The following is a 15,600-nucleotide window of genomic DNA, read 5'->3' on the forward strand; positions in this document are numbered from 1 at the left end:
GAGGTTTTTATATGTCGGACATGCAAATGAATGATGTCGATCCCATTGAAACACAAGATTGGCTCAAAAGTGTTGAGTCTATTATTCGAGAAGAAGGTGTCGAACGTGCACAGTATATTATTGAACAAATAGTTAATAAGGCGAGAGATGGTGGTGTTCCAGTACTTTTTGGTTCTTCAACAAGCAATTATGTCAATACTATTCCAGTAGAAGAGCAACCTGCTTATCCTGGCGATTGGGAAATAGAAAGACGTATTCGTTCAATTGTCCGTTGGAATGCAATTATGATGGTGTTACGAGCTTCAAAGAAAGATTTAGAGCTTGGTGGTCATATGGCATCGTTCCAATCTGCAGCTACTTTTTATGAAGTCTGTTTTAACCACTTTTTCCGTGCTCGTAATGAAAAAGATGGCGGTGATTTAATTTACTTCCAAGGGCACATCTCACCAGGTATTTACTCTCGAGCCTTTATTGAAGGACGTTTAACCGAAGAGCAGTTAGATAATTTCCGTCAAGAAGTTCATGGTAAAGGTTTACCATCATACCCTCATCCTAAATTGCTTCCAGAATTTTGGCAATTTCCAACAGTATCGATGGGGCTTGGTCCTGTTAATGCCATTTATCAAGCACGTTTTTTAAAATATTTAGAAAATCGTGGTTTGAAAGATACTTCTGAACAGACTGTCTATGCTTTCTTAGGTGATGGTGAGATGGATGAACCAGAATCAAAAGGTGCAATTACCGTTGCAACACGTGAAAAACTAGATAATTTAGTTTTTGTTATCAACTGTAATTTACAACGTTTAGATGGTCCAGTAACGGGTAATGGTAAAATTATTAATGAACTAGAAGGTGTATTTGCTGGTGCTGGTTGGAACGTAATTAAAGTTCTTTGGGGTGACCGTTGGGATAAACTTCTCCAAAAAGATAAATCAGGTAAGTTAATTCGCCTAATGAATGAAACACTTGATGGTGATTATCAAACATTAAAATCAAAAGACGGTGCTTATGTTCGCGAGCATTTCTTTGGTAAATACCCTGAAACTGCTGAATTAGTTAAAGATATGTCTGATGAAGAAATCTTTAGATTAAACCGTGGTGGTCAAGATCCAGTTAAAATGTTTGCAGCATTCCAACGAGCAAAAGAAACTAAAGATCGTCCAACTGTTATTCTTGCTCACACCATAAAAGGTTATGGTATGGGGGCTGCTGCTGAAGCAAAAAATATAGCTCACCAAGTGAAAAAAATGAATATGGATGGCGTGCGTCATGTTCGCGATTTCTTCAATATTCCAGTGACAGATGAAGCACTTGAAAAATTACCATACATCAAATTTGAGGAACACACGCCAGAATACAAATACATTCATGAGCGTCGTGAAGCGTTACATGGTTATGTACCATCTAGATTAACTCATTTTTCAGGAACTGTTTCAATTCCTCCATTAAGTGAATTTGCGTCATTACTTGAAGCTCAATCGAAAGAAATATCAACCACTATAGCATTTGTCCGTGCGCTTAATATTATGCTTAAGGATAAAGAACTTGCTCCACGTTTAGTACCTATTCTAGCTGATGAAGCACGTACTTTTGGTATGGAAGGTTTATTCCGTCAAATTGGTATTTATAATCCACACGGTCAACAATATACACCACAAGATAAAGAACAAGTGGCTTATTATCGTGAAGATGAGAAAGGTCAAATTCTTCAAGAAGGAATTAATGAATGTGGTGCAACGGCCTCTTGGATTGCTGCGGCCACTTCATATAGCACAAATGATTTCCCAATGATTCCATTCTACATTTACTATTCAATGTTTGGATTCCAACGTATTGGTGATCTAATGTGGGCAGCAGGTGATCAACAAGCTCGTGGATTTATGATTGGTGGAACCTCTGGTCGAACAACGCTAAATGGTGAAGGTCTACAACACCAAGATGGTCACAGTCACATTCAAGCATTAACTATCCCTAACTGTATATCATATGATCCTGCTTATGCTTATGAAGTTGCGGTAATCATGCAAGACGGTTTACGTCGCATGTATGGTGAGCAAGAAAACGTTTACTACTATATTACAACTCTCAATGAAAACTATGCACAACCAGCAATGCCAGAAGGTGCAGAAGAGGGTATTCGACGAGGTATTTATAAACTAGATACCGTTGAGGGTCAAAAAGGCAAACCGACTGTTCAGTTACTAGGTTCAGGCTCTATTTTACGCCATGTTCGTGAAGCGGCTGAAATCTTAGCTAAAAATTATGGTATTAGCTCAGAAGTTTATAGCGTAACATCATTTACTGAACTTGCTCGTGATGGTCAAGATTGCGAACGATATAATATGTTGCATCCAAGTGAAACACCAAAAGTGCCTTATGTTGCACAAATTATGAATAACAATCCAGCGGTGGTTTCAACTGATTATATGAAATTGTTTGCTGAGCAAATTCGTGGATTTGTACCTGCTGAAAGCTATCGAGTACTCGGTACTGACGGTTTCGGTCGCAGTGATAGCCGTGAAAATTTACGTCATCACTTTGAAGTCGATGCATCTTATGTTGTGGTTGCAGCATTGGGTGAACTTGCTAAACGTGGCGATATTGAAGTTAGCGTTGTTGAAGATGCGATCAAAAAATTCGAAATCAATGCCGATAAACTTAATCCACGAATTGCATAAGAGGTTATTATAATGAGTATTCAAATCAAATTACCTGATATCGGTGGTGACGAAGTAGAAGTAACCGAAATTCTGGTTAAAATAGGCGATAAAGTTGAAGCTGATCAGTCAATTATGACAGTTGAAGGTGATAAAGCATCAATGGAAATCCCAGCACCACAGGCTGGTATTGTTAAATCTATTTCTGTAAAAATTGGCGATAAAGTCAAAACAGGCGTTGACATTATGGTCTTTGATGGGCAAGGTGGCGAAACTGCCGCTCCAGCTACAGTTACAGCACAAGAAGCACCAAAAGTTGAAGTAACACCAACTGCAACTAGCCAAATTGTAGATGTAAAAGTTCCAGATATTGGTGGTGATGAAGTCGAAGTAACGGAAATTTTGGTAAAAGTAGGTGATACTATATCTGTTGATGATTCATTAATTACCGTTGAGGGTGATAAAGCCTCAATGGAAGTACCAGCAACCATTGCTGGTACGGTTAAAAGTATCACGATAAAAGTGGGTGATAAAGTAAAAACAGGTTCCAAAATCATGGAATTTGAAACCACATCTAGTGCAGCTCCAGTTACTCAAGCAGCTCCAGCTGCCGCAGCTCCTGTTGCTGAAAAAGCAGCACCTGAGCCAACGCCAGCACCAGTTGCTGCAAAATCAGCGCCTGCTTCATCAAGCAATGAGTTTGTTGAAAACGATGCTTATGCTCATGCAACACCATCTGTACGTCGTTTAGCACGTGAATTTGGGGTAAATCTAGCAAAAGTTACTGCTACAGGTCCTAAAAACCGTATTTTACGTGAAGACATTCAAACTTACGTAAAAAATGCTGTTAAACAAATTGAAAGTGGCGCTACAGGTGGTGCATTACCTGGTCTATTACCATGGCCTAAAGTTGATTTTAGCAAATTTGGTGAAGTTGAAAGTTTACCATTAACTAAAATTCAAAAAGTATCAGGTGCAAATTTACACCGTAACTGGGTAATGATTCCGCATGTGACAGAATTTGATGAAACAGATATTACTGATTTAGAAGCATTCCGTAAGCAACAAAATGCAGAAGCAGATAAGAAAAAACTTGATCTTAAGATCACGCCACTTGTGTTTATCATGAAAGCGGTAGCAAGTGCATTAACAGCGTATCCACGCTTTAATAGCTCATTATCTGAAGATGCCCAAACCTTAATTATCAAAAAATACATTAATATTGGCGTTGCTGTCGATACACCAAATGGTCTTGTAGTACCAGTATTTAAAGATGTTGATAAAAAGGGTATTGTTGAACTTTCTCGTGAGCTTGCGGCAATTTCTAAAAAGGCACGTGAAGGTAAATTGACAGGTAGCGATATGCAAGGTGGATGTTTCACTATTTCTAGCCTTGGTGGCATTGGTACAACCTCGTTTACACCAATTGTTAATGCGCCAGAAGTTGGTATTTTAGGTGTATCTCGCTCTAGCATGAAACCAGTTTGGAATGGCAAAGAGTTTACACCACGGCTAATGTTGCCATTATCATTATCATTCGATCACCGAGTTATTGATGGTGCTGATGGTGCACGCTTCTTAAGCCATATTGTTAACGTCTTATCCGACTTACGTCGTTTAGTGATGTAATTAAGGAGATCAAATTATGAGTCAAGATGTTAAAACACAAGTTGTGGTTTTAGGAGCAGGACCAGCGGGTTATTCCGCTGCGTTCCGTGCTGCCGACCTTGGACTAGAAGTTACCCTTGTTGAACGTTATTCAACACTTGGTGGTGTTTGTTTAAATGTAGGCTGTATTCCATCAAAAGCATTACTTCATGTTGCTAAAGTAATGGATGAAGCAAAATCATTAACCGAACATGGTATCCATTTTGGTACACCTAGACTTGAATTAGACAAAGTGCGTGGCTGGAAAGAAAAAGTCATTAGTCAACTGACTAATGGACTAGCTGGCATGGCAAAAATGCGCAAAGTCAATGTGATTCAAGGTGAAGCACAGTTTACCGGTAGTCATACAATGGAGGTAACTTCATCAAAAGGAATCACTAAGATCACCTTTGATAATGCGATTATTGCAGCGGGCTCTCGTCCAATCAAGTTGCCTTTTATTCCACATGATGATCCTCGTATTTGGGATTCTACAGATGCCTTAGCTTTAACCACCATTCCTAAAAAATTATTATTAATGGGTGGCGGAATTATAGGTCTTGAAATGGGGACTGTATACCATGCACTTGGTTCAGAAGTCGATGTAGTTGAAATGTTTGATCAAGTGATTCCGGCTGCTGATAAAGATGTAATTAAAGTCTTTACTAAGCAGATTCAAAAGAAATTCACTTTACGATTGGAAACTAAAGTTACTACCGTTGAAGCAAAACATGATGCAATTTATGTCACCATGGAAAAGAAAGACGGCAGCACCGAAACTCATACTTATGATGCGGTATTAGTGGCTATTGGTCGTACACCAAATGGTAAATTAATTAGTGCGGAAAAAGCAGGCGTTAATGTTACTGACCGTGGATTTATCGAAGTCGATAAACAGATGCGTACCAATGTTCCGCATATCTATGCAATTGGAGATATTGTTGGTCAACCAATGCTTGCGCACAAAGGCGTACACGAAGGTCATGTGGCAGCAGAAGTAATTGCAGGTAAAAAACACTTCTTTGATCCAAAAACCATTCCTTCTATCGCTTATACCGAACCTGAAGTTGCTTGGGTTGGTTTAACTGAAAAAGAAGCGAAAGAGAAAGGTATTGATTATGAAGTATCAATCTTCCCATGGGCAGCTTCAGGACGAGCTATTGCTTCTGATTGCTCTGAAGGGATGACAAAACTGATCTTCAATAAAGCAGATAATCGCCTATTAGGTGGTGCGGTTGTTGGTGCAAATGGCGGTGAATTACTTGGTGAAATCACCTTAGCTGTCGAAATGGGTTGCGATGCCGAAGATATTGCATTAACAATTCATGCTCACCCAACATTGCATGAATCAATTGGCTTAGCCTCTGAAATTTATGAAGGCTCTGTCACTGATTTACCAAATGCTAAAGCGAAGAAGAAATAGTAATAATAAGTCATTTATATACTTAATAAAATGCCGTTAGCTTAAACTAACGGCATTTTTATTTTTTATAAGATAATTTTTGTCAAAAAGTTTCAGGTAACTATACGTTTCAGTAAAAAATGAATCAAATAACTAAGTGTTGATCTTAATGAAAACGAGAGATAAATAAGTTATATATCTTTGATAACTTTGGTAAACGTCAATACCCTAGTACCTGTTATTAACAGGTGTCTTTATATTATTAAAAAGATTACAATACTTAGGATTTTATTCAGATGATTTATCTAAGATAAATTTGTCTGTAAGTATATTAAGAGATTTTTCAAAAAAACGATACCAATCAAAATAAATTGAAAAAATGAGGTTAATATGAACACACAGGAAATACAAACAAAATACGGCATTATTTATGCACGAAATGCATTGATATTATCTGACGTTAAATTAGAATGTATACCATTCACTTTGATGGTCAATACATCATTATCACTAGCAGGCTGTAAGCCAAAAATCTTAAATGTTCCAGAAGTTAAAGTTACATTTATTTTTAGTGATATTGACAGCTTATCTATTTATCTAATAGATGAATACCCTTATGAAAAATATTCAAAATCTAGTTTTGATTTAGTAGATGAAGTTCATAAAAAAGGCAAGCAACGTATAATTCTTAGTACTTATGATCATATTTTTGATGTTATAGGCAGATATAAAATTGAATATGATTAATTGATAGAAGAAATACTAACATAAACCTATTTATTATTGATTGTTGACAGCCTAATAATACTCAGTAAGTATTTGTAATAGAAATTATTCTAAATAAAATTCATAAAACACGGTTCTATCTTTCAGCCTTTGATTAAATAGCTTGGAATTTTGATTCACAAAGTATTAAACAATATTTTGATGTTGGTAACAGAATTTGATATGTTAAAACTGAATGTTTTTGCTGATCAAAATTTAATATTTGAACACACCTTTCCTGTTGCATCCTTATTTACTTAATAAAATGCCGTTAGCTCAAACTAACGGCATTTTTATTTTTTTATAAGATAATTTTTGTCAAAAACTTTCAGGTAACTATACGTTTCAGTAAAAAATAAATAAATTATCTATAACTAAATTTTTAAATGAAAGTAATTTTATAATGAATTCATTATATTCATCAGGCTTTGATAACTATCAACATCATGATAGCGTACCTTACTAGTCGAAAGTTCATTAAAAAGCTTTTTCGCACACGAAATTTTTGCTTGTTCAATTGGCCTTAAATTTAAACTATCCATCGTACCTTTTGTTTCAGCAATAAAAAAGATATGCTTTACTTTCCCAACATGAAAAGCAATTGCCCAATCGGGTGAATAATTACCAACAGGTGTTGGAATATGAAAACCTTTTGGTAATTTTGCATATACGCAAACTTCTTCTGCCGTATCAAGATCTTCAACAAATTTCCGTTCAATACTTTTTTCGGCTAGCCCATCGGTAAATACATAATTTTGAATTGCTTTTTTCGCTAAAAACGCTTTATCGTAACTTTGTAAACTTTTTTCCTGAGTGAAAATAGTGCTGTCATATTTGCCTGAAGTTTTATTGTATGTAATATGTTCTATAATCGTAGTTGCTTTTTGTTCTTTAATTAATTTAATAATTTTAGCAATAAATTCTTCTGGATTATCCTTGAACATATCTAGTTTTTTTGTATCTAACCCCTTTAATATGGCTACTACTGTTTTGCGAGTTAATGTGGTTTCTTGCGCAATCTGACCAATCAGATCATATTTTATTGGTTTAAAATAAGCATGTTCCAAAGTGGTAGTCTTTGTTTCTTGAGTTTTAAACGCATCATTTTGATAGATACTTTGTGTTGTTATTTGATCTTTAAGTTGACCGACAGCCGTAATGTATTGTAGCTGCGAGACAAATAACTTATCGTTGATATGAGCAATTGCTTTATTGATTAATTCATCGCTATTAAAGTTAACAGTATAAGCATATTGCTGATTAATTTGCTGCCATAATGCTTGGAATTCGGCTTTATCAAAATTCTCATTAAGTGGATTATCTTTAATCTTTGTTTCATGACCATCGGTAAACATGGTGTCTAACTCGCTATCATTATAAATAGTCTGAATTAGGCGATGAATTCCGTCACCCATTGGTTGTAATTCATCTGGTAATGGTGCCACTGAGTTCATTACAACATCGTTGCGGTATTTATCGGTTATTTTACGCTCGATATCAACATAGCCATGACTAATTAAATAAAATTCAATTTTATCAGCTACTGCCTTATCGATAATGGTCGATACACCATTAACTTCTACATATTTACCGAAAAAGTACTCACTGGTGGCAACAGTTGGTCGATCATAAATGACTGTTTTTATGTTGGCTTGAAGATCATTAACAAAGTTTCTATAACTTTCACTAGCGATAACGGTTAACATGTTGATATCGTGGACTTGTTCGCCGCAGCTTTCAATATCCATACGATTACCATCTTGATTAACACATAAACGAAGACCACGACCAACTTCTTGCCGTTTAGCTGTTTGGTTATCGGAGTGTTTTAGTGTACAAATCTGGAAAACATTGGGATTATCCCAACCTTCACGTAGTGCTGAGTGTGAGAAGATAAATCGAGTAGGCTCATCAAAACTTAATAGCTGTTCTTTATTTTTAAGAATCAGGTCGTAAGCTGAAATATCATCTGAAGACTCGCTACCTCGTTTTAATTGGCTATCAATACTTTTGCCAGTTTTTTTATCAATGCTAAAGTAGCCTTTATGTACTTGGCTTGCATCATTACACTTAGTTTTTAAATATTGCTGATAGGGTGTTTTGCTGGATTGGTCTAAGTATTGTTGTAAAATCGTTAGGTATTCTTGTTCAAATATTTGTCCATATTCGCCCAATATTTCGTTATTGTTTTCATCATATTGGCGGTATTTAGCTACTTCATCAATAAAAAATAATGATAGTGATTTAACGCCCATATTGAACAGTTTTTCTTCTTTGTCAAAGTGAGATAATATGGTTTCTCTAATTTGAATGCGGCGCATATTTTCTTCAGAAATATCACCTATCACTTCACCGGTTTTAATTGAAACACCATTGGTAAAAGAGACTATTCCAGTCAAAGGATTGATCTCAGATACTGTATATCCCTTGTATTGCTGCATCTGTTTTGAAACAGAATAAAGATTATCACCCTCAGTAAAATGGCGAATTTCACGTTTGATACCATTGCTGTGATTTATTTCCAGCTCAATTTTTGCCAGTGGTGGTTTTTTGTTGGATAAGAGAATTTGTTCAAGATACAAGTAGCTATCAGTACCTCTTAGATTTTTAACTTCAAAACCCTTTACTTCGATTTTTTTAACCAGCCGTTTATTGTATGCATCAAGTGCATCAAGTACATAAATTAGATTATTCTGTTTTTTATGGGTAGCAGAATAATTTAATGAAAATAATGGGTTAAAATTTTTTAAAGCTTTTTGCGTGACTTCACCACCCATTTTTTGTGGCTCATCCAAAATAATAATGGGATTATTAGCGGCTATCACATCAATCGGTCGGCGCGAGGCAAATGCATCGCGTTTTGAGTAAATAATTCGTGCTTCTTTATTTTTGCCATCTTCTTTTAGCGAGGAAGCAAAAGCTTGGGTATTAATAATCATAACATTAATGCCCGAATTGGCAGCAAAACTATCTAATAAAGTTAAATTTTTACTGTCATAGACAAAAAAGCGAGCCTTTTGACCATAATGCTCCATAAAATGGTCTGAGGTTATTTCAAAGGTTTTTTTTACTCCCTCACGAATGGCAATAGAAGGGACAACCACAATAAACTTGCTCCAACCATAATGCTTGTTCAGTTCAAACATGGTTTTGAGGTAAACATAGGTTTTACCAGTACCCGTTTCCATTTCGATATCAAGACTACACCGACCTAAGTTTTTAATTAATTCAGTGGACTGTTTGATATTGTTTAGATTTTGTATTTTTTTATGTTAGCAAGTAACTCGTTATCGGTTAACGAAATAATTTCATTTTTAAAACCGATATCGATTGCGCTATCATCTGATGTATAACTTGAGGCCGTTTCATAACTCATTTCTGCCTGAGTAGGTGTATTGCCTAAATCACGCACATAACGCAGGCTATTTTGATAACCTTGCCCGTTAAAAACTTGAACTACTGCATTTACTGCATCGGTTTGATATTGCTGAATTTTAAAATTAAATTTCATTACAACACCTTCCTCTTGGTTTCAGGGCTGTAGGTATTGAAAATTTGTTCAAAATTGGTGGCAACACTATCATTTTCCATTGAGCTATCACGCATAACAAAATAGTAAGGTTTTTGTTTGGCAATAGCGGTGATGACTTCTTCGTTAATGTCTGTATCAAAGCAAGCCATTAAAAAGTTATCTGCTACGTTAAATACGGTTTTACCGGCAATGGAGGTTTGCTTAATATCACTGGAAAGTAATACACCCAAATCCAGCATAACTTGGAACAATAAATCTTCTGCTGTTCTATCGGCTTTGATATTATCAATCAGGGCATCAAGAAGATCGGTATTATACTCAGCAGGGTTGTAATAAACCTCTTTCATATTACTGCTATCACACTTTAAAACGCGAAAGCCTTTATCAAATTTAGCCTGTGGATTTTCTTGGACAATTTTATTGCCTGCACGGCGAATACGCTCTTTACCAATTTCGCAGATATTTTTATAACCAGCCTTATAAGCTTCGCTTTTCTCATCCGTTGTTTCTGGCAGTTGCACCATGATAAATTTGCGGTTGCCGCCATCTTCTGCGTTGAGTTGCATAACAGCATGAGCGGTGGTTGCGGATCCTGAGAAAAAATCGAGAAAAAAACCATCATTTTCTTCCAAAGAGGCAAGTAATAATTTCATTAATGAAACAGGTTTAGGATTTGAAAAAAAGCTTTTTCCTGCAAATATATTTTCTAATTCAACTCCGCCATTACTTTTTATACTAATAATAGTTCTAAGTAACATTTTTCCCACATCTTTAAGATATTTTATAGAACTTGGTTGAGTATTTTCATCTTTTGCAAACCATATATCTCCACAGATAAAGCTTCCATCATGACGCTGAAGAATATTATTGTAATTCAAGTGACTATCAAATGTTGTCTTATTCCACCTCCATCCTCGGTCGGGTTTTTTAGTTGTTTTTTTTGTTACTGGATGCAAAATATCGTAAGTTGGGCCAAATGTATCGCTATTTGGCCAACTCATATTAATTTTTCCCCAAGGCTGATAATTATCGTCCAAAGCATTATATAAAGTTATTCCGCGATCATAACCTTTCTTATTGTACATTTTTTTAATTCTTCTTCTGCTTGTGGGATAGACATTCCTTGTTTCTTCAGCTTTTTACATAGGTCAAAAACATCGTCCAACCCATCTTTCAACATCATAAATTGTCGGTTTTTTTTGGCTTGTTTAACATACACTAATATATATTGATGTATATTTCCAAGTCCTTTGTTGTCGTTTTTGGGAACACGTGTATTCCAGGTTATAGTATCGACAAAGTTTGTCTCACCAAAAATCTCATCACAACTTTTTCTAAGTTGTGCCACCTCATTATCATCAATACTAATAAAAATCACACCATCATCAGTCAGTAGATCTCTGGCGAGTTTTAAACGTGGATAAATCATATTAAGCCAATCAGTATGAAAGCGGCCATTAGTTTCCATATTTTTTATTAGCCGATTGCCTTCATCATCAAATTGCCCACTGTTTTCAAGGTATTCAGAGGTGTTTTGCGCAAAATCATCTTCATAGACAAAATCATTACCGGTATTATAAGGCGGGTCGATATAGATCATTTTGACTTTGCCAAGATAAGTTTCCTGCAATAGTTTTAGTACTTCAAGATTATCGCCTTCAATATATAAATTTTCGGTATCATCAAAATCAACACTTTCTTCACGGCAAGGTCGTAAGGTTTTAGCTATGGGCGCATTAGCAAGTAGAATCGATTTCTTTTTATCTGGCCAAGTAAATTGGTAACGTTCTTCTCGGCCTTCAACAATCACTGATGAAAGTTCTTGTTTGAGCAGATCAAAATCGATGGCGTATTCTACTTCACCCTGTTGGTTTTTGCGTTCTGTAATACAGTTCGGGAATTGTGCGCCAATTTTTTTGATATTTTCATCCACTTTATTGAGTGAATGCATCTTTAATTTATCCATTTAAGAATCCTTTAACTCTTGTTTCAATTGGTTAATTTTTTGCACCAATTCAAATACTTTTTTAGGCTGTAGCTCTTTTCTTGCTTGCTTTTCAAGACGTGCAATATTTAAAATCAGTTTTTGTCTTTTATCGGCAATGATAATCTGCTGTTCAAGGCTATTGCCTTGCTCAATATTGAATTTGCCGACTTGTTGAATGATGTTTTGCCAGACATTATCAAGGTTTAATCCTTTTAATTCAATGTGTAATTCTTCTTTAGCTTGCCAATCACTTTGTATCAATTTATGTTGAAAAACGGCCAATTTAGCCTGCTTAGCATATTGCAAAATAAATAGTATATTTTGCGGTATTAGTTTGGATAATAAAACAAGGCTTGTTTCATTAAAATTGATTTTTTTTAGTTGTACCAATGCCACAAAAAAAGCATTAATGTTATTTCCTGCTGCGAGATTTATCTTTGCTGCGGAAACCTCGTTAACAAGGGTTATTTTAGCTATATCCGCATCGACTTTTTCTTTCGTAGCATTGTTCAGTTGAAACTTTGCATAGATTGTTTTTTTAGCTAACTGGTGATTTATTTCTGTCGTTTTGGGCAAACCAAGCATTATGCTACCTTATTTTCTGATTCACTGACAACTAAAAAACAGATTAATTCAAAGTCATCTAGACCTTTTATACTATCGGTAACAAAACTAACTGAGTTACCGCTTAAAAAATTATCAATATCACTGTGTTTTTTTACTTCAATAATGGAGTTTATGGCGTCACCAAGTCGTTGTGAAAAATGAGTCATATTACTGCCATCGGCTGTGATTTTGTTAAATTGCTGATACAATTTTGCAATGGGTTCTGTTTTGCCTTTGCAAAGTAAGCGTATTTTATCGAGTAATTGTTTTGGCGATAAATGATCACAAATAACTTCGCTATTATTAGCTACATACACCATGTAAAACGGATGAAGTCGATTTTGATTATTAATATTAATGCTGTTTGCCCGATTTTTTAATATATAAATAACTCCTGCGGGTATATCTGGTGAAGCTGGCACAACTGCATGTAATCCATACGGTGTTTTATCAAGCTCAGGATGGTTTTTGATATACTCTAGCAAATCAAGTCTAAATTCATTTAAACCTAAATCCATAATTGATATACTGTTAGTGATATCTTCAATATCAACCACTTCGTCTTGTAAGCGTTTGAGCTGTGCTTTACGATAGGCTAAATCGGATTTTTCCTCTTCACTTAAAATATTGTCATCACCTGTTGCAGTCATGTCGACAATTTTCATGCGAGTTTCTACCTTAGCTTTTAGATCAATATATTCATCTAAAGTAACATCAGGCCAAAAGTTAACTAGCTGAATCGACTGATTTTTGCTGCCTATGCGATCAATACGTCCAAACCGCTGAATAATTCGTACCGGATTCCAATGTATATCGTAATTAATTAAATAATCACAATCTTGTAAGTTTTGCCCTTCAGAGATGCAATCGGTTGCAATTAATATATCAATCTCATGAGTGTCATTTGGCATTAACAAGTGTTTATCTTTTGATTTGGGTGAAAAGCAGGTTAAAACAGTGTTTAAGTCACAATGCAATTTAGGTACAGTAGATCTTCCTTCAACTGAACCTGTTATCATTGCGGTATGTAGTGAAAAGTGATTTTTTACATACTGGCTAACGTGATCAAACAAATAACTTGCTGTATCGGCAAAAGCGGTAAATATAATTACTTTCTTATTATTGTTATTTATTGGATTGAGTTGTTTATTTTAATAATAGTAAGTAAATTTTGTAATTTAATATCATGTTTTGCTGTGATGTCACTTATCATATGAGTTAATAATGATAAGATTTCATAATCTTTAGTGAGATAGTGTTTCCATGAAAGATAATCCATATCGGCTAAGGCAATTTTTACTTTTTTGCCAAATGTAAATAACTGATCATTATTTTGTTCATCTTCATCAAGATCATTGAAATTAGTAATATCGGTAAGCTCTATTTCTTTTTTATACTTTGATTATAAGATTCAATAGTAGCTATTGTTTGCTGAATAAAGTTTTTTATACGTTCTAATGTATGATTAAATGAGAATACCGAGCTTTCCAGTCGTTTCATTAAGTTGATTGCCATTAAACGACGAATTCCTTGTTCTCGATTAGCTTGGGTAAATCCAATATTGATTTTGTTGTCCTCATATATTTCAGCATACTTATCCATTTTGCTTGGTAAGATAAAGTGGGTAGGGGTATAAATTGATAGGTTTAGTAGCATGAGTTGTTCGAAAATTTCGTTATAACTTATTGCATTAGCTAAATCTGTTAGTTTAGGCCTTACTGAAATAGGTTTGAGTCTAGTTGGAAAAGTACCTATATCGGTGGTATCGTAATATTTTTGAATGTGTTTGCGTGAGCGTGCAATTGTAACAGAGTCCAAAACTTCAAAAAAGTCAAAATCCAACATTCTTAGTAGGTTTTCTGTCGTTCTTTCAGTTGTGTCTTGTTTACTCCAAATATTAAATGCTTTTTGTGCATTTTTAAAAATCTCATCCAATGAACGGCGAGTATTGAGATTTTCATCAATATGACTGGTTTTGCCTTCGTAAGCAAGAGCTAATTGATTTTTTAAATCATTAAAGCGATTGTTAACAGGGGTTGCGGAAAGCATCAATACTTTAGTTTTGACCCCTTTTCGAATCACTTGATTAAGTAATTTTAAATATCGATTTTCTTTTTCGTTATCTTTGCCTGATAATTTGCCACCATTACGGAAGTTATGTGATTCATCAATCACTACAAGGTCGTAATTATTCCAATGAATTCGATCTAAATCTATACCATTTGATTGACCACAAGAGCGATTAAGATCAGTATGGAAAAGCACATCATATCGTAATCGATCTTCAGCGATGGGATTATTAATATAATTTGCTTTATAGGTGTTCCAGTTATTGTTTAGTTTTTTGGGGCATAAAACAAGCACAGACTTATTTCGGTTTTCATAATATTTAATGACTGATAAAGCAGTAAATGTTTTACCCAGCCCAACACTGTCAGCTAAAATACAGCCATTATATTTTTCAAGTTTATTGATGATTGCTAAAGCCGCATCTTTTTGAAAGTTGAATAGCATATTCCAGATTTTGCTATTTTTAAATCCAGTAGCTTCGTTGGGCAATACATCTTCTGAGATGTCTTCAAGAAATTCATTAAAAATATTATAGAGGATAACAAAATAGATAAACTCAGGTGAATTTTCATTGTAGGCACTAGCAATGTAAATACCCCAAACTTAATACACAACTCACGTAGAAAATTAAGCTGCCTGTTTTAATGTTTTATATTCGATCGGCGTCATATTATTTAGTGCTTCATGAGGCCTTTCGGTGTTATAAATCGTTAACCATTCTTCGGTTATTCTCCTTGCTTGCGCTAGGTTGTTAAAAAGATATAAATCTAACACTTCAGTTCGATAAGTCCGATTAAATCGTTCAATGTAACCATTTTGATAAGGGCTACCGGGTTTGATGTAATCTATAGTTATACCATGTGTTTTTGCCCAATTAGTAAACGTGTTTCCGGTGAATTCTGGTCCATTATCGACTCGTATTTTTAATGGATAC

The 15,600-nt window shown here is 35.0% G+C and carries 6 protein-coding genes and 3 pseudogenes; 4 read left to right on the top strand and 5 right to left on the bottom strand.

The genetic code is table 11. From position 1 onward, the window contains the following. The first annotated feature begins 11 nt into the window (after nucleotides 1-11). The 4 genes from aceE to A9G43_RS09550 all read left to right on the top strand — a co-directional run bounded on the left by aceE (nucleotide 12) and on the right by A9G43_RS09550 (nucleotide 6,453). A complete protein-coding gene (aceE, locus tag A9G43_RS09535; RefSeq protein WP_065608596.1) occupies nucleotides 12-2,678 on the top strand; it encodes a pyruvate dehydrogenase (acetyl-transferring), homodimeric type in 2,667 nt (888 codons plus the stop codon). A gap of 12 nt (nucleotides 2,679-2,690) precedes the next feature. Further along, on the top strand, nucleotides 2,691-4,286 hold the full coding sequence (gene aceF, locus A9G43_RS09540) for a pyruvate dehydrogenase complex dihydrolipoyllysine-residue acetyltransferase (protein WP_065608597.1): 1,596 nt from the start codon (nucleotides 2,691-2,693) through the stop codon (nucleotides 4,284-4,286). Between the two features lie 16 nt (nucleotides 4,287-4,302). Continuing rightward, entirely contained in the window at nucleotides 4,303-5,727 is a 1,425-nt protein-coding gene (gene lpdA / locus A9G43_RS09545; protein ID WP_065560236.1) for a dihydrolipoyl dehydrogenase, read from the top strand. Nucleotides 5,728-6,096: 369 nt separating this feature from the next. After that, nucleotides 6,097-6,453, top strand: coding sequence for a hypothetical protein (locus tag A9G43_RS09550; RefSeq protein ID WP_034909822.1), 357 nt, complete (start codon nucleotides 6,097-6,099; stop codon nucleotides 6,451-6,453). A 416-nt stretch (nucleotides 6,454-6,869) separates the two neighbouring features. Here A9G43_RS09550 and A9G43_RS09555 read toward each other — a convergent pair. From A9G43_RS09555 to A9G43_RS09580, 5 genes and pseudogenes are all read right to left on the bottom strand, one after another. Continuing rightward, nucleotides 6,870-9,982: pseudogene (locus A9G43_RS09555) on the bottom strand (type III restriction-modification system endonuclease). Beyond that, a pseudogene (locus A9G43_RS11425) lies at nucleotides 9,982-11,969 on the bottom strand (site-specific DNA-methyltransferase). The pseudogenes A9G43_RS09555 and A9G43_RS11425 overlap by 1 nt, the downstream one beginning before the upstream one ends. Then, nucleotides 11,970-12,575 (bottom strand): DUF4391 domain-containing protein, encoded by a 606-nt coding sequence (locus A9G43_RS09570; RefSeq protein ID WP_065608599.1) that lies wholly within the window; start codon nucleotides 12,573-12,575, stop codon nucleotides 11,970-11,972. It abuts the pseudogene before it with no gap. Next, nucleotides 12,575-15,260 (bottom strand): annotated as a pseudogene (locus tag A9G43_RS11430) (helicase-related protein). Before A9G43_RS11430 ends, A9G43_RS09570 begins: the two are co-directional and overlap by 1 nt. A 33-nt stretch (nucleotides 15,261-15,293) precedes the next feature. Beyond that, on the bottom strand, nucleotides 15,294-15,600 hold a 307-nt coding region (locus A9G43_RS09580; RefSeq protein ID WP_141673986.1), incomplete at its 5' end, for an integrase core domain-containing protein.

The sequence above is a fragment of the Gilliamella sp. Occ3-1 genome (genome assembly GCF_001690655.1).
GTDB classification, from domain to species: Bacteria; Pseudomonadota; Gammaproteobacteria; order Enterobacterales; family Orbaceae; genus Gilliamella; species Gilliamella apicola_P.

Bases quoted from the DNA above. Each gene is read 5' to 3' on its own strand.
- aceE (WP_065608596.1), top strand. From the start codon at position 12: ATGTCGGACATGCAAATGAATGATGTCGATCCCATTGAAACACAAGAT.
- aceF (WP_065608597.1), top strand. From the start codon at position 2,691: ATGAGTATTCAAATCAAATTACCTGATATCGGTGGTGACGAAGTAGAA.
- lpdA (WP_065560236.1), top strand. From the start codon at position 4,303: ATGAGTCAAGATGTTAAAACACAAGTTGTGGTTTTAGGAGCAGGACCA.
- A9G43_RS09550 (WP_034909822.1), top strand. From the start codon at position 6,097: ATGAACACACAGGAAATACAAACAAAATACGGCATTATTTATGCACGA.
- A9G43_RS09570 (WP_065608599.1), bottom strand. From the start codon at position 12,575: ATGCTTGGTTTGCCCAAAACGACAGAAATAAATCACCAGTTAGCTAAA.